This is a genomic window from Streptomyces sp. NPDC001493, assembly GCF_053597235.1.
Genome location: NZ_JBSFHV010000004.1, coordinates 51,928 through 70,816 on the forward strand (window position 1 = coordinate 51,928; position 18,889 = coordinate 70,816).

15 protein-coding genes and 3 tRNA genes are annotated in these 18,889 nt (G+C 71.9%); 7 read left to right on the top strand and 11 right to left on the bottom strand.

Annotation, left to right across the window (positions count from 1 at the left end):
- The first annotated feature begins 268 nt into the window (after positions 1-268).
- Together ACWCWD_RS07955 and ACWCWD_RS07960 are read left to right on the top strand one after the other, a co-directional pair.
- Positions 269-466: a hypothetical protein gene (locus ACWCWD_RS07955; protein WP_450771088.1), complete on the top strand. Its 198-nt coding sequence runs from the start codon at positions 269-271 to the stop codon at positions 464-466.
- Positions 467-532: 66 nt separating this feature from the next.
- A complete protein-coding gene (locus ACWCWD_RS07960) occupies positions 533-961 on the top strand; it encodes a type II toxin-antitoxin system HicB family antitoxin (protein WP_450771089.1) in 429 nt (142 codons plus the stop codon).
- 192 nt (positions 962-1,153) lie between these two features.
- On the opposite strand, the gene ACWCWD_RS07965 is transcribed toward ACWCWD_RS07960, so the two are convergent.
- The 3 genes from ACWCWD_RS07965 to ACWCWD_RS07975 form a co-directional block, all read right to left on the bottom strand.
- Positions 1,154-1,227: transfer RNA gene (locus ACWCWD_RS07965), tRNA-Ile, on the bottom strand.
- 278 nt (positions 1,228-1,505) lie between these two features.
- Positions 1,506-1,581: transfer RNA gene (locus ACWCWD_RS07970), tRNA-Asn, on the bottom strand.
- A 5-nt stretch (positions 1,582-1,586) separates the two neighbouring features.
- Positions 1,587-1,659: transfer RNA gene (locus ACWCWD_RS07975), tRNA-Asn, on the bottom strand.
- A 255-nt stretch (positions 1,660-1,914) separates the two neighbouring features.
- On the opposite strand from ACWCWD_RS07975, the gene ACWCWD_RS07980 reads away from it, so the two are divergent.
- From ACWCWD_RS07980 to ACWCWD_RS07995, 4 genes are all read left to right on the top strand, one after another.
- Positions 1,915-2,232 (top strand): YtxH domain-containing protein, encoded by a 318-nt coding sequence (locus ACWCWD_RS07980; protein ID WP_266704007.1) that lies wholly within the window; start codon positions 1,915-1,917, stop codon positions 2,230-2,232.
- 100 nt (positions 2,233-2,332) lie between these two features.
- Entirely contained in the window at positions 2,333-3,805 is a 1,473-nt protein-coding gene (locus tag ACWCWD_RS07985; RefSeq protein ID WP_450771091.1) for an FGGY family carbohydrate kinase, read from the top strand.
- A 120-nt stretch (positions 3,806-3,925) separates the two neighbouring features.
- Positions 3,926-5,659: an ABC transporter ATP-binding protein gene (locus ACWCWD_RS07990; RefSeq protein WP_450771093.1), complete on the top strand. Its 1,734-nt coding sequence runs from the start codon at positions 3,926-3,928 to the stop codon at positions 5,657-5,659.
- Entirely contained in the window at positions 5,659-7,584 is a 1,926-nt protein-coding gene (locus ACWCWD_RS07995; protein ID WP_450771095.1) for an ABC transporter ATP-binding protein, read from the top strand. The genes ACWCWD_RS07990 and ACWCWD_RS07995 overlap by 1 nt, the downstream gene beginning before the upstream one ends.
- A 93-nt stretch (positions 7,585-7,677) precedes the next feature.
- On the opposite strand, the gene ACWCWD_RS08000 is transcribed toward ACWCWD_RS07995, so the two are convergent.
- Together ACWCWD_RS08000 and dnaG are read right to left on the bottom strand one after the other, a co-directional pair.
- On the bottom strand, positions 7,678-8,784 hold the full coding sequence (locus ACWCWD_RS08000; protein ID WP_450771096.1) for an RNA polymerase sigma factor: 1,107 nt from the start codon (positions 8,782-8,784) through the stop codon (positions 7,678-7,680).
- 239 nt (positions 8,785-9,023) lie between these two features.
- Entirely contained in the window at positions 9,024-10,943 is a 1,920-nt protein-coding gene (gene dnaG, locus ACWCWD_RS08005; protein ID WP_450771098.1) for a DNA primase, read from the bottom strand.
- 131 nt (positions 10,944-11,074) lie between these two features.
- Here dnaG and ACWCWD_RS08010 point away from each other — a divergent pair, with 131 nt between their 5' ends.
- Complete coding sequence (locus ACWCWD_RS08010) at positions 11,075-11,626, top strand: hypothetical protein (protein ID WP_450771100.1); 552 nt, start codon at positions 11,075-11,077, stop codon at positions 11,624-11,626.
- Between the two features lie 171 nt (positions 11,627-11,797).
- Here the strand turns inward: ACWCWD_RS08010 and ACWCWD_RS08015 are convergent, their stop codons facing one another.
- From ACWCWD_RS08015 to ACWCWD_RS08040, 6 genes are all read right to left on the bottom strand, one after another.
- Positions 11,798-13,057 (bottom strand): NAD(P)/FAD-dependent oxidoreductase, encoded by a 1,260-nt coding sequence (locus ACWCWD_RS08015; protein ID WP_450771101.1) that lies wholly within the window; start codon positions 13,055-13,057, stop codon positions 11,798-11,800.
- Positions 13,058-13,243: 186 nt separating this feature from the next.
- Complete coding sequence (locus ACWCWD_RS08020) at positions 13,244-14,701, bottom strand: deoxyguanosinetriphosphate triphosphohydrolase (RefSeq protein ID WP_450771102.1); 1,458 nt, start codon at positions 14,699-14,701, stop codon at positions 13,244-13,246.
- A 333-nt stretch (positions 14,702-15,034) separates the two neighbouring features.
- On the bottom strand, positions 15,035-15,745 hold the full coding sequence (locus ACWCWD_RS08025) for a tectonin domain-containing protein (protein ID WP_450771103.1): 711 nt from the start codon (positions 15,743-15,745) through the stop codon (positions 15,035-15,037).
- Positions 15,746-16,001: 256 nt separating this feature from the next.
- A complete protein-coding gene (locus ACWCWD_RS08030; RefSeq protein WP_450771104.1) occupies positions 16,002-16,910 on the bottom strand; it encodes a sirohydrochlorin chelatase in 909 nt (302 codons plus the stop codon).
- Positions 16,911-16,996: 86 nt separating this feature from the next.
- Positions 16,997-17,899, bottom strand: a complete 903-nt coding sequence (locus tag ACWCWD_RS08035; protein WP_450771105.1) for an HAD family hydrolase — start codon at positions 17,897-17,899, stop codon at positions 16,997-16,999.
- Positions 17,900-17,997: 98 nt separating this feature from the next.
- Complete coding sequence (locus tag ACWCWD_RS08040; RefSeq protein WP_450771106.1) at positions 17,998-18,792, bottom strand: hypothetical protein; 795 nt, start codon at positions 18,790-18,792, stop codon at positions 17,998-18,000.
- Positions 18,793-18,889 lie beyond the last annotated feature (97 nt).

Consider the following 18,889-nt stretch of genomic DNA (forward strand, 5'->3'; position numbering starts at 1 on the left):
CTCGGGCACCCGGAAGGGTCGCATCGAGGGCTCCGCCTTCGGCGGCACTTCCGGCGGAACCGTGATCGACGCGGGCCGCCGCCGGGCGGCCGGACCCGGGTAGCGGGGCTCCCAGCGGATGTGCGCGAGTCCGCCTCCCGGCTCCTCGATGACCGGCCACTCCCCGATCCCTCCTGTGGCCTCTGCCCCTCCGAGGCCTCAGGAGGGGCGCGAACTCGAACTCAAATCTCACTTGAGTCCAAGCTCAAGCTAAACTAGAATCACTCGCGTGAAGCGCAGAGACCTCATGAAACGGCTGAAGCAGATAGCAGCTGAGAAGGAGGTTGACTTCACGGGGCCGGAAGGCAGCGGGCGCGGGCGGCACGAGACGTACAAGATCGGCGCCGTCAAAGTCCATGTCCCCCGGCACTCCGAGATCGCGGAGGGCACAGCCGAATCGATCATCCGGACGGCCGAGGGAGCGTAAGCCCCCTCGGCCGTCCGGGCCAGCCCTCTCAACATCACCGAACCGAGCGAAAAAGGGGCGCACTGAATGACCACGCACAAGGCAACAGCAGAGCGTCAGGGACGCTTCTGGGTCGTGAGCGTCGACGGCCTTCCAGAGGGAGAACAGAACGTCACACAGGGGCTCACCTGGACCGAGGCTCACGAGAACGCGCGGGATCTGGTCAGTCTCGTCCTGGACATCGAGGACGATCCGGCCGCCTACACCGTCGACCTCGTCCCGGCGGACCCGGCGATGTTCGAGGTCGTGCGGGAGGCCGAAGAAGCCGACGCCGCCGTACAGGAGGCGGAGAAGCGCCGCCGTGTGGCGATGACACGAGCAGCGAAGACACTCGTCGGCCTCGGACTTACCCAGGCCGAGGCCGGTCGCATGCTCGGCGTCACGCACCAGCGCATCGCCCAGCTCGCGCCCAAGGCAACGAACAAGAGCGCCAAGAAGAAGCCCGTGGCTGCTTAACGGACATGACACACCGTCGCGGGAGCGCGCCACGGTGCCGTCTCAGGCAACCGCCCCAAAGACCCGGCCGGACGCATTCCGAGATGCGCCCACGCTGCGGCATACCGCACGGCGCGCGGCCGGCTGCCGCACGAAAAAGCCCCGGAAAACACGAATCCCCAGGTCAGAACGATTCTGCCTGGGGATGCTCGGTGGGGCGGGTGGGACTCGAACCCACGGCCGACGGATTATGAGTCCGCTGCTCTAACCGGCTGAGCTACCGCCCCGTTTCGGCGTGGCGCGTACAAGTGTGCGCGCCGTCTGCCGCAGCATAGCCGGTCATACGATCTCTCGCTCCGGCTGGTCCACATCGCTTGATCATGAGGACTGCGCTGCGTGCTGCCCGGTTCCGGACGGCCGGAAAGCGACCCGAACGTGTCACGGGTGAGGCCGCGGAGGGGCTCCGGGCGGCCGGGGAGTGACGAGGCCCACAGTGCGGAGATCCACAGCCCGGAGCCGAAGCGGACCACAACGCGAAAGAGGACCCCGAAGGGTCCTCTTTCGTTGGCTCCCCCGACTGGACTCGAACCAGTAACCCTCCGGTTAACAGCCGAATGCTCTGCCAATTGAGCTACAGGGGACCGCGCTCCCCCGACTGGACTCGAACCAGTAACCTGCCGGTTAACAGCCGGCTGCTCTGCCAATTGAGCTACAGGGGATTGCTGCGTTGCCTCGAAATCGTACCTGCCTGGCTACTGCCGAGCGGCGCGCGTTCGCTGCGACACATACATTAGCGCAAGCAGGGGGGTGCTTCGCCAATCGGTACGTCCCGGGGTGATCTCGGGTGCCTCCGGGTAGGCGGGGAGCAGACGTCCCACGCAGGGAACGCGTCCCGCGCAGGGGACGTCCCAGGCAGTGAACGTCCCACGCAGAGAACGCCTCACGCAGAGAACGCAGAACGAAGGGTGACTGCCATGCGGTACCGGCTCACGTTCATCGCCGGCCTCGCTCTCGGCTACGTGCTCGGCACGCGGGCCGGCCGGGAGCGCTACGAGCAGCTGAAGAAGTCCGCCCGCCAGGTCGCCGAGAACCCCGCCGTGCGCAACACCGTGGAGTCCGCCGCGCAGAGCGGCCGGGAGTACGCGGGGAAGGCGTACCACTCGGTGAGCGAGAAGGTCGGCGAGAAGGTCGAAGGCCGGGTGCCCGCCTCGGTGGCCGACCGGGTGCGGTCGCTCCGGGAGCGCGCCGGGCACAACGGCGTCGAGGACGACTGGGGCACCACCAACACCTGACCCGCCCCGCACCACCCGGCCCGAGCGCCTCAGGCCCCCGCACACCGCGGGGGCCTGAGGCGGTTGCGGGAAAGCCCACGCGATGCGGCAGAATCCGTACATGGGCATAGTCGCCGGCTTGGACAGTTCCGCCGCCTTCACGCACATCGTCGTCTGCGACACGGACACGGGTGCCGTGCTGCGGCAGGGGTACGCCGCACATCCGGTCGAACCGAAGGCCGCGGAGGTCGATCCGCAGGCGTGGCTCCTCTCCCTCGGTGAGGCGGCCGCCGACGGGCTGCTCGAAAACGTCGAGGCGATCGGGGTCGCCGCGCAGCAGCACGGGCTGGTGGCGCTGGACCGGCAGGGCACGCCCGTCCGTCCCGCGCTGGTGGGCAACGACCGGCGGGCGCAGGTGGCCGCGGCGGATCTGGTCGACGGGCTCGGCGGACGGCAGGCCTGGGCCGAGGCGGTCGGGGCGGTGCCGCAGGCTTCGCAGCCGGTGGCGAAGCTGCGGTGGCTGGCGCGTACCGAGCCGGAGAACGCGCAGCGGGTGGCCTCCGTGCTCCAGCCGCACGACTGGCTGGTGTGGCAGTTGCTGGGCCGTCCCGCGCGGCGGACCACCGACCGGGGCGGCGCTTCCGGTACGGGGTACTGGTCGGCGCGCACCTCTTCCTACCGGCCCGACCTCGTGGAGCTCGCGCTCGGCCACCAGGCCGCGCTGCCCGAGGTGCTGGGCCCGTCCGACGCGGCCGGTACGACCCCCGAGGGTCTGCTGATCTCCGCCGGTACCGGCGAGACGATGGCGGCCGCGTTCGGGCTCGGGGTGGCAGCCGGGGACGCCGTGGTGTCGCTGGGGGCCTCCGGTTCCGTGATGGCGGTGCACCACGAGGCGCTGGCCGACCCGAGCGGGATGATCACCTCGTTCGCCGACGCCACCGGGATGCACCTGCCGGTGGTGCACACCTCCAACGCGGTGCGGGCGCTGCGCGGGACCGCCGAGATGCTCGGGCTCGACGGCGGGCTGGAGGAGCTGTCGGCGCTCGCGCTGAAGTCGACGCCCGGCTCCTCGGGGCTCGTCCTCCTGCCGTACCTGGAGGGTGAGCGGACCCCGCAGCTGCCGCACGCGGCGGGCACGCTCTGCGGGCTGCGGCGCGAGTCGATGAAGCCGGAGCACCTGGCGCGGGCCGCGTTCGAGGGGATGCTCTGCTCGCTGGCCGACGCGCTCGACGTGCTGCGCCGGCGCGGGGTGCACGTGCGGCGGGTGTTCCTGCTGGGCGCGGCGGCCGAGCTGCCCGCCGTGCGGGCGATGGCGCCGGCGCTCTTCGGTACGCAGGTCGTCGTGCCGCAGCCCGCGCAGTACGCGGCGCTGGGCGCGGCCCGGCAGGCGGCGTGGGCGCTGGGGGTCTCGCGGGGCCGGCTCGACCCGGCCACTCCCCCGGCCTGGCAGGGTGCGGCGGCGCAGGTGCTGGAGCCGGGCGAGGAGCTGCCGGTGGGGCGGGCGGTGCGTCAGCAGTACGAGGCGACGCGCGACCAGATCCACCCCGGGGCGTTCGCGTCCGACGGGCCGGGCGCGGAGGACGGTACGGACTGACGGCGGCCGTGAGCCCCGCGTTCGCTTCTTGACCTCTGCTTGGGGAAATCCGTTCGTCCCTTCGGAGGGCGGCACGGCAAGATGGTTCGGCCTCTGCCGTCGCCGACCCGAGAGACACGCGTGCTCATAAAACTGCTCAGGTCCTTCCTGGGCCCCTACCGAAGGCCGATCCTGCTGCTGGTGTTCCTCCAGCTCCTGCAGACCTGCGGCTCGCTCTTCCTGCCCAGCCTGAACGCCGACATCATCGACAACGGTGTCGTGAAGGGCGACACGGGCTACATCCTGGAGTACGGCGGCCTGATGATCGCCGTCAGCGTCGTCCAGGTCGTCTGCAACATCGGCGCCGTCTACTTCGGGGCGCGGACCGCCTCCTCGCTCGGCCGTGACCTGCGGGCCTCGGTCTTCGACCGGGTGCAGTCGTTCTCGGCCCGTGAGGTCGCCCGGTTCGGGGCGCCCTCGCTGATCACCCGTACGACCAACGACGTCCAGCAGATCCAGATGCTGGTCCTGATGAGCTTCACGCTGATGGTGTCCGCGCCGATCATGTGCGTCGGCGGGATCATCATGGCGCTCGGCCAGGACGTGCCGCTCTCCGCCGTGCTGCTGGCCGTGGTGCCGCTGCTGGGGATCGCGGTGAGCCTGATCGTCCGGAAGATGCGGCCGCTGTTCCGCACGATGCAGAAGCGGCTCGACACGGTGAACCGGGTGCTGCGCGAGCAGATCACCGGCAACCGCGTGATCCGCGCCTTCGTGCGCGACGGGTACGAGGTGAAGCGGTTCCGGGGTGCGAACACGGAGCTGACCGACGTGGCGGTCTCCACGGGCCGGCTGATGGCGCTGATGTTCCCGACCGTGATGACGGTGGTGAACGTGTCGTCGATCGCGGTGGTGTGGTTCGGTGCGCACCGGATCGACAGCGGCGGGATGCAGATCGGCGCGCTGACGGCGTTCCTGTCCTATCTGATGCAGATCGTCATGTCCGTCATGATGGCCACCTTCATGTTCATGATGGTGCCGCGCGCCGAGGTGTGCGCCGAGCGTATCGACGAGGTCCTGGAGACCGAGTCCAGCGTGGTGCCGCCCGTCGCCCCGGTGACGGAGCTGCGCCGCCACGGCCATCTGGAGCTGCGGGGTGCGGAGTTCCGCTACCCGGGCGCCGAGGAGCCGGTGCTGCGCACGGTGGACCTGGTGGCGCGGCCCGGCGAGACGACGGCGATCATCGGGTCGACGGGCAGCGGGAAGTCGACGCTGCTCGGGCTCGTGGCGCGGCTGTTCGACGTGACGGAGGGCGAGGTCCTCGTCGACGGTACGGACGTGCGGACCCTGGATCCGGCGCTGCTGGCGAAGACGGTGAGCCTGGTCCCGCAGAAGCCGTACCTCTTCTCGGGGACGGTGGCGTCGAACCTGCGGTACGGGAACCCGGACGCGACCGACGAGGAGCTGTGGCACGCGCTGGAGGTGGCGCAGGCCAAGGAGTTCGTGGAGCGGCTGGACAACGGCCTGAACTCGGCGATCGCACAGGGCGGCACCAATGTCTCCGGCGGTCAGCGGCAGCGTCTGGCCATCGCGCGGACGCTGGTGCGCAAGCCGGAGATCTATCTCTTCGACGACTCGTTCTCGGCGCTCGACTACGCGACCGACGCGGCGCTGCGTGCGGCGCTCGGGCGGGAGACGGCGGGGGCGACGGTGGTGATCGTGGCGCAGCGGGTGTCGACCATCCGTGAGGCCGACCGGATTCTCGTCCTGGACGAGGGCCTGGTCGTGGGCACGGGTACCCATCGCGAGCTGATGGACGGCAATGAGACGTACCGGGAGATCGTTCTCTCCCAGCTGACGGAAGCGGAGGCGGCGTAATGGCCGGGCCGGGCGGACGGATGATGGCCGGGGCGCCCGCGAGCAAGTCCGCGGACTTCAAGGGGTCGGCCAAGCGGTTGCTGGGGCGGTTCAGCACGGAGAAGTCCTCGCTGTACCTGATGCTCTGCGCCGGTGTGCTGAGCGTGGGTCTGTCGGTGGTCGGGCCGAAGATCCTGGGCGCGGCGACGGACCTGATCTTCGGCGGGGTCATCGGGCGGAGCATGCCCGAGGGCACCACGAAGGCACAGGCGATCCAGGCGCTGCGGGACAAGGGCGACGGCGGTCTCGCCGATCTGCTCTCCGGGGTGGACTTCACTCCGGGGCAGGGCATCGACTTCACCGCGGTGGGCCATGTGCTGCTGGCGGTGCTGGCGGTCTACGTCGGTGCCGGGCTGCTGATGCTGGTGTCGACGCGGCTGTCGATCCGGATGATCAACCGGGTGGTGTTCCGGCTCCGCGAGGATCTCCAGACGAAGCTGTCGCGGCTGCCGCTGTCGTACTTCGACCAGAAGCAGCGCGGTGAGGTGCTGAGCCGGGCGACGAACGACATCGACAACATCTCGCAGACGCTCCAGCAGACGATGGGGCAGCTGATCAACTCGCTGCTGACGATCGTCGGCGTGCTGGTCATGATGTTCTGGATCTCGCCGCTGCTGGCGCTGGTGGCGCTGGTCACGGTGCCGCTGTCGGTGGTCGTGGCGTCGCGGGTGGGCAAGCGTTCACAGCCGCACTTCGTGCAGCAGTGGAAGGTGACGGGCAAGCTCAACGCCCACATCGAGGAGATGTACACCGGGCACAGCCTGGTGAAGGTCTTCGGGCGCCAGGACGAGTCGGCGGAGCGGTTCGCGGAGGAGAACGAGGCGCTCTACGAGGCCGGGTTCAAGGCGCAGTTCAACAGCGGGATCATGCAGCCGCTGATGATGTTCGTGTCGAACCTGAACTACGTGCTGGTCGCGGTCGTCGGCGGGCTGCGGGTGGCGTCGGGTTCGCTGTCGATCGGTGACGTGCAGGCGTTCATCCAGTACTCGCGGCAGTTCTCGATGCCGCTGACGCAGGTCGCGTCGATGGCGAACCTGCTGCAGTCCGGTGTCGCGTCGGCCGAGCGGGTCTTCGAGCTGCTGGACGCCGACGAGCAGGAGACGGACCCGGTGGACGCGGAGCGTCCCGCCGAGCTGCTGGGCAGTGTGCGGCTGGAGAACGTGTCGTTCCGCTACGACCCGGAGAAGCCGCTCATCGAGGATCTGTCGCTGAGCGTGGAGCCGGGGCAGACGGTCGCCATCGTGGGGCCGACGGGCGCGGGCAAGACCACGCTGGTCAACCTGCTGATGCGGTTCTACGAGGTGACCGGCGGGCGGATCGTGCTGGACGGTGTGGACGTGGCGCGGATGTCGCGCGACGAGCTGCGGTCCGGGATCGGGATGGTCCTCCAGGACACCTGGCTGTTCGGCGGGTCGATCGCGGAGAACATCGCGTACGGCGCGGCGCGCGAGGTCACCCGGGAGGAGATCGAGGAGGCGGCCCGCGCGGCCCACGCGGACCGGTTCGTCCGTACGCTCCCCGAGGGGTACGACACGGTCATCGACGACGAGGGCACCGGGGTCAGCGCGGGTGAGAAGCAGCTGATCACCATCGCGCGGGCGTTCCTGTCCGACCCGGTGATCCTCGTCCTCGACGAGGCGACCAGCTCGGTGGACACCCGTACCGAGGTGCTGATCCAGAAGGCGATGGCGCGTCTCGCGCACGGGCGGACCAGTTTCGTGATCGCGCACCGGCTCTCCACGATCCGGGACGCCGACGTGATCCTGGTGATGGAGAACGGTTCGATCGTGGAGCAGGGTTCGCACGACGAGCTGCTGACGGCGAAGGGCGCGTACGCGCGGCTGTACGCGGCTCAGTTCGCCGAGGCGCTGGCCGAGGTCGACTGAGGGTCGTACGGCGGCTGAGGGCGCCCCTGGACGGTCTGCACGGCCGTCCGGGGGCGCCTTCGGCGTTCGTGGGACCAGCGGGGCCCGGCGCGGTCAGTCGAGGTAGCCGCGGAGCTGTTCGGCGTAGGCGTGGCCGCGGAGCCGCGCGAGGGTCTTGGCCTCGATCTGGCGGATGCGTTCGCGGGTCACGCCGAAGAGCGTGCCGATCTCCTCCAGGGTGCGGGAGCGCCCGTCGTCGAGGCCGTAGCGGAGCCGGACGACCCGGCGTTCGCGTTCGCCGAGGGTGGAGAGCACGGCTTCCAGGTGTTCGCGCAGCAGCAGGAAGGACGCCGACTCGGCGGGTGAGGCGGCGTCGCCGTCCTCGATGAGGTCGCCGAGGCAGGCGTCGTCCTCCTCGCCGACCGGGGTGTGCAGGGAGACGGGTTCCTGGGCGAGCCGCAGGACCTCGCGGACGCGTTCACCGCTGAGTTCGAGTTCGGCGCCGACCTCCTCGGCGGCGGGCTCGTAGCCGCGTTCCTGGAGCAGCCGGCGGCGTACCCGGACGACGCGGTTGATCTGCTCCACGACGTGGACCGGGACGCGGATGGTACGGGCCTGGTCGGCGAGGGCGCGGGACATGGCCTGGCGGATCCACCAGGTCGCGTAGGTGGAGAACTTGTAGCCCCGGGTGTAGTCGAACTTCTCGACGGCCCGGATGAGCCCGACGTTCCCCTCCTGCACCAGGTCGAGCATGGTGAGGCCGCGTCCGACGTAGCGTTTGGCGACGGAGACGACGAGCCGGAGGTTGGCCTCGATGAGGCGGCGTTTGGCGTTGCGGCCGAGGACGGTGATCAGGTCGAGGTCGTGGGCGAGCCGGGGGTCGGGGCGCGGGCCGGTGGCGAGGCGTTCCTCGGCGAAGAGCCCGGCTTCGACGCGGCGGGCCAGTTCCACCTCCTCGGCGGCGGTCAGCAGCGGGACGCGGCCGATCTCGCGGAGGTACTGGCGCAGCAGGTCCGATCCGGCCCCGGTGTGGTCGGTGGCCCGGCCCGGGGGCGCGGCGGGTGCGGTCTCCTCGTCGTCCTGCTCCTCCAGCACGGCGTCGGGGGGCGCGGGCGGCCGGGCTCCGCTCTCCGGATGGTGCGCGGCCCTGCTCTGCGGGGGAATCGCGGGGGCGTACGCGGGGGCGTGGTCCGTCGTACTCGTCACGGTCCGGGTCTGCACGGGGGCGACCTCCAGGTGATCGCTGCCGGAACGCGGGGTCGGGGGTCCGCCCTCGGTGGGCCGACGCGCTCCGATGACTCAGGCACCGCCGTCCAGTGTGGCGTACGGCACAACGCCGCCACGAGGGGCGTGCGGCGACTTTTTCGGTGCCGCCGCACCGCGTGCGCGCCGGGGCGCGTCGGGTGTCGGAGCGGGGCGGGTGCCGTGAGTTGCGCAGAGCGCGTCGGCGCCGTGGTTGCTCAGAGCGCGTCGGCGCCGTGGCTGCGGAGCGCCTGGGCGTACTGCTGGAGGACCCAGACCTCGTTCTGCGCGGCGGCGAGGTGGTCGGGGGCGACCTGGGAGCCGAGGCGGGCGAGGCTGCTGTTCACGTCGGCGATCCGGCGGTCCACGGCGCGCAGCCGGACCTGGACGAGCTGCATGCCCGCGTAGGTCTCGTCGATGGACTTGCCGTGGAAGACCTCGACGGCGAGCTCGGTGACGAGTTTGCGCACCGAATCGTGCGGGGTGGCCTCCAGGACGGCGGCCAGGTAGTCGCGGGGTTCGGCGACGCCCTGTTCGGCGCCGCCCGCCTCGGCGATGCACTCGCGGACCGCCGCGTAGGGCGGGGCGGTGAACTCGTCGGAGCCGTACGCGTCGAAGGCGGGCGAGACCAGGGCGGGCTTCTGGAGGGCCAGCTTGAGGAGCTCGCGTTCGGTGCGGTGGGCGGGGCTGCGGAGGTTGAGCGCGGGGCCGGAGGGCGCGATGGAGACGGGCGTCACGTCCTGGTGCCGGCCACCGGGGCGGGACTGCTTGCCGCCGTTGCCCTGGCGTCCGCCGTCGCCGCCCCGGCCGCGCGCCCACTGGGCGAGCTGGTGGACTCGGTGGACGACGTACTCCTGGTCGAGGATGCCGACGAGCCCGGCGAGCTGGACGGCCACCTCGCGCTGGACGCTGCTCGTCTTGATCTTCGCGACGACGGGCGCGGCCTCGTCCAGGGCGGCGGCGCGGCCGGCCGGGGTCTCCAGGTCGTAGCGTGCGACGATCTGGCGGAGCGCGAACTCGAAGAGCGGGGTGCGGGGTTCGACCAGGTCGCGGACGGCGTCGTCGCCCTTGACCAGGCGCAGGTCGCAGGGGTCCATGTTGTCGGGCGCGATGGCGATGTAGGTCTCGGCGGCGAACTTCTGGTCGTCCTCGAAGGCGCGCAGGGCGGCCTTCTGGCCGGCCGCGTCGCCGTCGAAGGTGAAGATCACGCGGGCGCTGCCGTTGTCCATCAGGAGGCGGCGCAGGATCTTGATGTGGTCGTTGCCGAAGGCGGTGCCGCAGGTGGCGATGGCGGTGGTGACGCCGGCCAGGTGGCAGGCCATGACGTCGGTGTAGCCCTCGACGACGACGGCCCGGCTGGCCTTGGCGATGTCCTTCTTGGCGAGGTCGATGCCGTAGAGGACCTGCGACTTCTTGTAGACCGGGGTCTCGGGGGTGTTCAGGTACTTCGGGCCGTTGTCGTCGTCGCGGAGCTTGCGCGCGCCGAAGCCGACGATCTCCCCGGCGGTGTCGCTGATGGGCCACATCAGCCGGCCCCGGAAGCGGTCGATCGGGCCGCGCCGGCCGTCCTGGGAGAGGCCGGAGGTGATGAGTTCCTTGTCGCTGAAGCCCTTGCCGCGCAGGTAGCGGGTGAGGTGGTCCCAGCCTGCGGGGCTGTAGCCGACGCCGAAGTGGGCGGCGGCGGCCTGGTCGAAGCCGCGCTCCGCGAGGAACTTCCGGCCGATCTCGGCCTCGGGGCCGTCGAGCTGTTCGACGTAGAACTTCGCGGCGGCCTGGTGGGCCTCGATCAGCCGGATGCGTTCGCCGCGCTGGTGGGAGGGGTTGTAGCCGCCCTCCTCGTAGCGCAGGGTGATGCCCGCCTTCGCGGCGAGGCGCTCGACCGTCTCGGAGAAGGTGAGGTGGTCGATCTTCATCACGAACGCGAGGGTGTCGCCGCCCTCCTGGCAGCCGAAGCAGTGGAACAGGCCCTTGGAGGGACTGACCTGGAAGGAGGGGGACTTCTCGTCGTGGAAGGGGCAGAGTCCCTTGAGGTTTCCGCCGCCCGCGTTCTTGAGCTGGAGGTATTCGGACACGACGGAGTCGATCGGGACCGCGTCCCGTACCGCCTTCACGTCGTCGTCATTGATCCTGCCAGCCACGGGTGAAGTCTACGGGGGCGCGAGGGGTTGCTGTCCTGGCCGGGAGGTGGGGGCGCGTGGGACGCCCGGACGTCGCGCGGACACCCGGACGTAGAGTGACGCGATCACGTCATTCGGTGGTGGGGGCATACATGCGGTACGGACGGTGGGCGGTCGCGGTCGTGGCGGTGGGGGCCGCCCTGGTGGGGCTGAACCGGTGCGGCGGGCCGGACTATCCCGAGGCACCGCCCGGCGGGACGGCCGCGGTGGTACGGGCCGCCTCGGCCATGGTCGTCACCGCGGGCGGGCTGGCGGAAGCCGGACGGACCGACGACGGCCTCTTTGCCTCCCACTGCTCCGCGGACCGGTTCCTCACGGGCACGGACGTCGTGCCCGGGGCCTACCGCCTCACGGAACGCTGGTCGGCGCACGACCTGCCGCCGCACGGGGCGACGGGCGCCGTCAGCGCGGCCGCCCAGGCGCTGACGGCGGCCGGGTGGAAGGTCGAGGGGGTGCTGGACGACGGCGTTCCGGCCACCGCCACCGCCACGCGCGTCACCGCGCCCACCGAGGGTGCCGCCGTCCGTCTCACGGTGACCTTCGACGTGCCGGAGAGCACGTACCTCCGGGTCACGGTCTCCTCCGGCTGCGTCCGGGCCCCCGACGCCCCGGACGACGAGGACTGGCTGCCCGCCGTCTCCTGACGGCGCACCCCGGGGCGCCCGGGAGCGCGCATGTGCGCCGGGCGGTTGCCGGTGGCATGTCCCGTACACAGAGGTGCGGCGCATCCTCGTGTACGGGACGGGGCCCGGGCGTACGGAGCGGGGCTGGGGAACGCCCACGGAGCGGGGCTGCGGAACAGGGCCGCGGAACGGTCAGAGCAGGGATTCGAGCGGGACCGAGGGGTCGGCCAGGGCGTCCGGGTCGTGCTGGGCGCGGGCGGTGATCAGCGCCTGGACGGTCTCCGTGACGTCCCACACATTGACGTTCATCCCGGCCAGCACGCGGCGGTCCCGCAGCCAGAAGGCGATGAACTCGCGCTTGCGGGCGTCGCCCCGGATGACGACCTGGTCGTAGCTGCCGGGCGGCGCCCACCCCGAGTATTCGAGGCCCAGGTCGTACTGGTCGGAGAAGAAGTACGGCACCCGGTCGTAGCTCACCTCCTGCCCGAGCATCGCGCGGGCGGCGGCCGGGCCGCCGTTCAGGGCGTTGGCCCAGTGCTCGACGCGCAGCCGGGTGCCGAAGAGCGGGTGCTCGACGGAGGCGACGTCCCCGGCGGCGTAGATGTGCGGGTCGGAGGTGCGGAGCGAGGCGTCCACGGCGATGCCGCCGCCGTGCGCCCGGTCGGCGAGCTCCAGCCCGGCGGCCTCGGCGATGCCGGTACGCGGGGCGGCGCCGATCGCGGCGAGCACGTGGTGGGCCGGGTGCTCCTCGCCGTCGTCGGTGCGCGCGGCGAGCACCACGCCGTCCTGGCCGACGATCTCGGTGAGGCGGGCGCCGAAGTGGAAGCGGACGCCGTGGTCGCTGTGCAGGTCGGCGAAGATCTGGCCCAGTTCGGGGCCGACGACGCCGTGCAGCGGGGTCGGTTCGGGCTCGACGACGGTGACCTCGGCGCCGTAGCCGCGGGCCGCCGCCGCGACCTCCAGGCCGATCCAGCCGGCCCCGGCGATCACCAGGTGGCCGTTGTCCCGGCCGAGGGCGGAGAGGACTCCGCGCAGCCGGTCGGCGTGGGCGAGGCGGCGCAGGTGGTGGACGCCGACCAGGTCGGTGCCCGGGATGGGCAGCCGGCGCGGTTCGGAGCCGGTGGCGAGGAGCAACTTGTCGTAGTGGATCACGGTGTTGTCGCCGAGCTGGACGGAACGGGCGTACCGGTCGACGGAGGTGACCGGCTGGCCGAGGTGGAGTTCCACGTCGGCGCCCGCGTACCACGCCTTCTCCTGGACGAACACGCTGTCGCGGTCCGCCTTTCCGGCGAGGTACCCCTTGGAGAGCGGTGGCCGCTCGTAGGGATGGTCGCGCTCGTCGCCGATCAGGATCACCCGGCCGTCGAACCCCTGCGAGCGGAGCTCCTCGGCCGCCTTCGCGCCGGCCAGTCCTCCGCCGACGATGACGAACGTCCTGTGTGCGTCCACCACTTGCTGCCTCCTCAGTGCGTACTGCGCGGCGCCCTCACCCTGCGAGCCTCCCGCACGGAGGGTGAGGGCGAAAGAGGGTGTGCCCCTCCTGGCGCATGTCCCATGGTTGCGCGCCCGGCTGTGTGCCAGCACATCATCCGCCCCGCCACCGGGCGGCGACCGCCGCGCCCCGCAGGTCACGGCGCGTCATGAGGCGTGCGGGGACCCCTGGGTCAGGTACATGTGCAGGGAGCGGGCCGAGGCGTCGGTGAGGGCGGCGATCTGGTCCACCAGGACGCGCTTGCGGGCACGGTCGTCGGGCGCGGCCTCGAACAGGGCGCGGAACTGCGGTTCCAGGCCCTCCGGCGCCCGGGCGGTGAGCGCGGCGGCGAGTTCGGCGATGACGACGCGCTGGTCGGCGCGGATCGCCTCCTGTTCGGTGCGCTGCATGACGTACCGGACGGCGACGGCCTTGAGCACCGCGCACTCGGCGCGTACCTCGCGGGGGACGACGAGTTCGGCCGCGTAACGGGTGAGGCGGCCGGGGCCGTGGACCTCGCGGGTCGCGGTCTCGGCGGCCTGGCAGAACCGGCCGATGAGCTGGCTGGTGGCGTCCTTCAGCCGGGCCTGGGCCACGGCGGAGCCGTCGTAGGCGTGCGGCCACCACTCCTGGCCGGTGAGCCGGTCCAGCGCCGCCGCGAGCTCCTCGGGGTCGGTGTCGGGCGGGACGTACCGGCCGATGGCCGCCGCCCAGATCGCCTCCCGCTCGGCGGGGTCGTGCAGGCGGGCGGGGACGAAGTGGCCCGCGTGCAGGCCGTCCTCGAAGTCGTGGACGGAGTACGCGACGTCGTCGGACCAGTCCATCACCTGGGCCTCGAAGCAGGTCCGGCCGGGCGGGGCGCCCTCGCGGGCCCAGGAGAAGACCGGCAGGTCGTCCTCGTACACCCCGAACTTGGCCGATTTCGGGTCGGTGGGGTGCCCGCCGCGCGGCCAGGGGTACTTGGTGGCGGCGTCGAGCGCGGCCCGCGAGAGGTTGAGGCCGACGCTGGCCGGTTCGCCGGTGCGCGGGTCACGGACGAACCGCTTCGGTTCCAGCCTGGTCAGCAGCCGCAACGACTGGGCGTTGCCCTCGAAACCGCCGCAGTCGGCGGCGAACTCGTTGAGCGCCTGCTCGCCGTTGTGGCCGAACGGCGGGTGGCCCATGTCGTGCGCCAGGCAGGCCGTCTCCACCAGATCCGGGTCGCAGCCGAGGGTCGCCCCCAGCTCCCGGCCGACCTGCGCGCACTCCAGGGAGTGGGTGAGCCGGGTGCGCGGGCTGGCGTCCCAGGTGACGCCCCGGGTGCCGGGCGTGACGACCTGCGTCTTCCCGGCCAGTCTGCGCAGCGCGGCGGAGTGCAGCACCCGGGCGCGGTCGCGCTGGAAGGCGGTGCGGCCGGGACGCTTGTCGGCCTCGGTGTCCCACCGCGCGGTGTCGGAGGAGGTGTAGCCCGAGGGCGAGTTGGCGGCGGGTGCCGTGGGGCACGGCGTCGAGGGCGCCGGCGCGGCGGGCCGGTCCGTGCCGTGTGCGCCCGGGCCCTCGTCGCGTACGTCCCGCTCCGTGCTGTCGGTGTGCGGTGTCCCGTGGTGGTGTGTCCCGTGCGTACCGATCCCGTGTGTCCCGTCCATGGTTACGACCATAACGACCGTCTCGGACATCGGGCCGGGGCGAATGCCGGGATTCTTCGTCCGGGGTTTCTCCGTCCGGCGGTTCTTCGTCCGGCGGTTCTTCGTCCGGCGGTTCTTCGTCCGGCGGTTCTTCGTCCGGCGGTTCTTCGTCCGGCGGTTCTCCGTCCGGCGGTTCTCCGTCCGGCGGTTCTTCGCCCGGCGGTTCTCCGTCCGGGGCTTCCTCCCGGGACCTCGTCCGGGGGTTCCTCGTCGGTGGATCGTGGTGGTGCTGCCTGCGCGCGGGCCCCGGACCGTGGTCGGCCGCGGCCGGGGTCCGCACGGCGGGTGGCGGGGTCAGCTCGGCTGGTCGCCGGTGTAGCGGAAGATGTCGCCGGCGCTGTTGACGTGCCACGCGTTGCCGTCGGCCCCGGCGGCGATGTCGGTGGCGGTACCGGGGATCTTCACCCAGGGGTTGGTGCCGCTCGCGTCGTTGTTGGTGTACCGGTAGATGCTGCCGGCCGGGTCGACGCCCCACACGTTCGTCCGGGAGCCCACCGCGATCCGCTTGAGGCTGCCCGGGACGTCCGCCCACGGGTCCGAGGGGTCCAGGTCGCCGGTGTACCGGTAGATCCGGTTGGCACTGTTGACGCCCCACACGGTGCCGTCCGCCGCCGCGCCAATGTCGCTCAGCGACCCCGGGATGTTGATCCACGGGTTGGCGTCGTGGTTGGTGTACCGGTAGATGCCGCCTGCGGAGTCGACCCCCCACACGTTCGTCCGGGAGCCCGCGTCGATGCGGACGAGACTGCCGTTGATGCCGACCCAGTTCACCGTGGACTGGTCCCCGGTGTACCGGTAGATCTGGTTGCCCGCGTTGACACCCCACACCGTGCCGTCCGACGCGGCGCCGATGTCGCTCAGTGCTCCGGGGATGTTGATCCAGGGGCTGCCGTCGTAGTTGGTGTACCGGTAGATCGCGCTCCCCGCGTTCACACCCCACACCGTCGTCCTGGACCCCGCGGAGATTGCCGAGAGGCTGCCTGCGACCTTCACCCAGTCCGCCATGTCGTCACACCTTTCCTCGAACCAGTGGCGGGCGTCATGCTCCGGGATCCGGATGAGCTCGTGGGGGTGGTGAATGTGTGTCCGGGTGCCGAACGAGCCAGAAACAGGGGGGTTTGGGCTCCGGCCGCGCCGGGGGGCCGGAGCCGGAACGTTTCCGGCCCTCGGCGCTTCGGCCGGAAGTGCTGTCGCACTCCGTGGTGATCGACACGCGGGCCGGTCCGTGCCTCCGCCGGAGGGCGGCCGAGCGCGGAAGGTGTCAGGCCGACGCGAGGAGCGGTTCGCCCACCGGAACCGCGTCCGCGCACGCCTGGTCGTAGCGGTGCAGCAGCAGCCGGACCATCGCGGGGTGGTCGCCGAGCGGGGCCGCCGCGATGCCGGGGGCGGCGTCCGCCGCCGCCGTCGCGAAGCGGCCGGGTGCGGTGAAGTACGAGGCCACGGCGGTGCGGTGGTATCCCCGGGCGGCCAGCGCGCGGACCGCGACGGGCACGGTGGGCGTGGCGGCGGAGGCGTACGCGGGCACCACCGGCACCCCGCCCAGCCGCTCGCCGAGCAGCCGGGCGGTGCGCCGGGTGTCGGCGGCGGACTCAGGGTCGCGGGAACCGGCGGCGGCCAGCACCACGGCGCCCCCGCGCCCGGCGTGCCCCTGACCGTCGGTCCAGCCCGCTTCGACGAGCCGCCCGTGCAGCGCCTCCACCAGCAGCGGATGGGGGCCGAGCGGGGCGGCGACGCGGGTACGGACGGCGGGTGCGGCGGCGGCGAGCGCGGGCAGGTCCTGCTTGACGTGGTAGCCCCGGCCGAGCAGCAGCGGTACGAGGACCGCGGAGCCGCCCGCGAGCCCGGCGAGCGTCTGCGGCAGCAGCGGTTCGTTCAGCTCGATGTGGCCGAGGCGTACGTCGAGGCCGGGGCGCATCTCCCGTACCCGGTCGAGGAGTTGCGTCACCGTCCGGAGCGCCTGCGGGTCCCGGCTGCCGTGCGCCACGGCGACCAGGGCCGGGGCGCCGTGGGCCGCTTCGGGGGTGTGGCCCGTGGGGCGGGTGGAGTGCCGGGTGCGCTGCATGGGCCTGCGGGTTCCGTTCCGGGAGGCGACGGCGGGGGACGGCGGGGCGCCGGGGTGCGGGGGGCGTCGGCCCTGCTTGGTGCCGAGGAGCCCGTACCGTCCTGGCACCAGCCTGCCGGACCGAGGTTGCCCCTCCGTTGCCGCGAGGGGTCCCGGGTGTTTTCGCCGGCCTCACGGGCGCCCGTGGGCCGTTGTCAGCTCCTCGGTACGGGAGTGACACGGGCGGCGGTGAGGACGGGGGCGGCCGGGGTGACCGTGAACTCCTCCCCCGCGCCGAGGTCCCCGGCGCCGAGGGGCCCGTACAGCCGCTCCAGGACGACGCCGACCCCGTCCTCCTCGTGCGAGAGCGTGCGGTACCGGGCTGCGGCGAGGACGGTGGGGTGGGCGTTGGCCATGGCGTACCCGGCTCCGGCCCAGCGGAGGATGTCCAGGTCGTTGGGCATGTCGCCGAAGGCGACGACGTCGGCGGCGGTGAACCCGCGCTCCGCGCAGAGGAGCGACAGGGTGCCCGCCTTGGTGACTCCCGTGGCGCTGATCTCCAGCAGTCCGCGCCCGCCGGAGTGCGTGTACTGGGCGAGCCCGGGTGCCGCCCGCTCGACCGTCGTGAGCAGGGTGTCGGCGTCGGTCCGGTCCGACCAGGCGAGCAGCTTGGCGAGCGGGATCCCGGTCTGCCAGAGCGCTTCCCTGGACGGCAGGACGGACTCGAAGTCGGGGTCGCCGGAGAAGCGCAACAGGAAGGTAGGTTCGAAGTGGATGTGGCCCGCGGCCTCGATCCCGAAGGCGATCTCCGGCAGTTCGGCCGCGAGGAGGTCGGCCACGGACATGGCGGTGGGCAGGTCCAGCGGCCGGGAGGCGGTGACGGTGCGCGTGGCGATGTCGTAGACGACCGCGCCGTTGCTGCACACCGCCGTGCCGGTCAGCCCGGTCGCGTCGGCGAGCCGGTCCAGGTAACGGGGCGGCCGGGCGGTGACCACGACGACCTCGGCGCCGGCGTCCTGCGCGGTCCGCAGCGCGCGCAGGTTCCGGTCGGAGAGGCTGCCGTCGCGTCGCAGGAGGGTGCCGTCGAGGTCGGTGGCGACCAGTCGTGGAAGCGTCATCGCACGATGCTAAAACGTGTCGCGGCCGACGCCCTTCGCCGTGTCGCCAGGTGGGCGGCCCCGTACGCGCGAAGGTGGCCGGTCCCCCTGCCCGGCGGTCAGCCGTCGAAGCGGCGCCAGTAGGCGGGGAGGCCGGCCAGGGGGGCCAAGGCGCTCCGGTGAGTGGCACCGGCCCAGACGTCGAACGCTTCGCCGTCCTCGCTGCCGACCTGCACGACGAGGCCGGGAGCCACGTGGAAGCGGGTGGGCACCCAGGGCCAGAAGGGACGCAGGGGCACCTGGTGCAGCGGTCGGGTGACGTGCTCGACCTGTGCCGCCGTGAGGGTGCGGGACACGGCAAGCCAGTCGGCACCCATGGAGGCCTCGAAGAGGGAGAACTGGATCAGGAAGCCGCTCAGCGGCTCCTGTTCGGCGATCGGCGCTTCGTCGGTCTCGCGAAACCAGACGGTCGGATCCGCTTCGGGTTCGTCGAGCGTCCACAGGAGCGACCAGGTGAAGCCTCCCTGGTTCTCGACGCCGAAGACCCGCATCTCCCCGAGGTGGTCGGTGTACGACTCCGACTCCGACAGGATTCTGTTCTGGGTTCCGAGGACGGCCGGCCGCTGCTCCGCGAGGCGGTACAGCACTCTCAGCGCGCTGGGTGGACGTGGGTCGGACTCGCCGGCCGGCGGCCGGGACCGGACAGCGTCCACTGCGGGGTACCAGCCCGTGACGAACCGCTCCAGGGCCACCGCCCGGTCGCCGTTCACCTGGGTGAGCCACTCCAGACCCGGCGGGTTCGGAGGGCGAAGCGGCGGGCGCACCCGCTGGGGGAACCCTCGATCCGGGTCGGCTTCGGAGCGCGGCTCGTCGAGCGTCTGAGCCAGAACCGCGGTGGGAGCCTGATCGGTCATGCGCGCATCATCCCCGGGCACGTACCGGCACCGGCATCCCGGGCACGTACCGGCATCGGCATCCCGGGCGAGCGTCCTCGTCGCGGAAAGCGGAGGA

Coding starts and splice junctions, on each gene's coding strand:
- ACWCWD_RS07995 (WP_450771095.1), top strand. CDS start 5,659: ATGGCCGGGCCGGGCGGACGGATGATGGCCGGGGCGCCCGCGAGCAAG.
- ACWCWD_RS08040 (WP_450771106.1), bottom strand. CDS start 18,792: ATGACCGATCAGGCTCCCACCGCGGTTCTGGCTCAGACGCTCGACGAG.
- ACWCWD_RS07960 (WP_450771089.1), top strand. CDS start 533: ATGACCACGCACAAGGCAACAGCAGAGCGTCAGGGACGCTTCTGGGTC.
- ACWCWD_RS08020 (WP_450771102.1), bottom strand. CDS start 14,701: ATGGACGGGACACACGGGATCGGTACGCACGGGACACACCACCACGGG.
- ACWCWD_RS08025 (WP_450771103.1), bottom strand. CDS start 15,745: ATGGCGGACTGGGTGAAGGTCGCAGGCAGCCTCTCGGCAATCTCCGCG.
- ACWCWD_RS08010 (WP_450771100.1), top strand. CDS start 11,075: ATGCGGTACGGACGGTGGGCGGTCGCGGTCGTGGCGGTGGGGGCCGCC.
- ACWCWD_RS07985 (WP_450771091.1), top strand. CDS start 2,333: ATGGGCATAGTCGCCGGCTTGGACAGTTCCGCCGCCTTCACGCACATC.
- ACWCWD_RS07980 (WP_266704007.1), top strand. CDS start 1,915: ATGCGGTACCGGCTCACGTTCATCGCCGGCCTCGCTCTCGGCTACGTG.
- ACWCWD_RS08035 (WP_450771105.1), bottom strand. CDS start 17,899: ATGACGCTTCCACGACTGGTCGCCACCGACCTCGACGGCACCCTCCTG.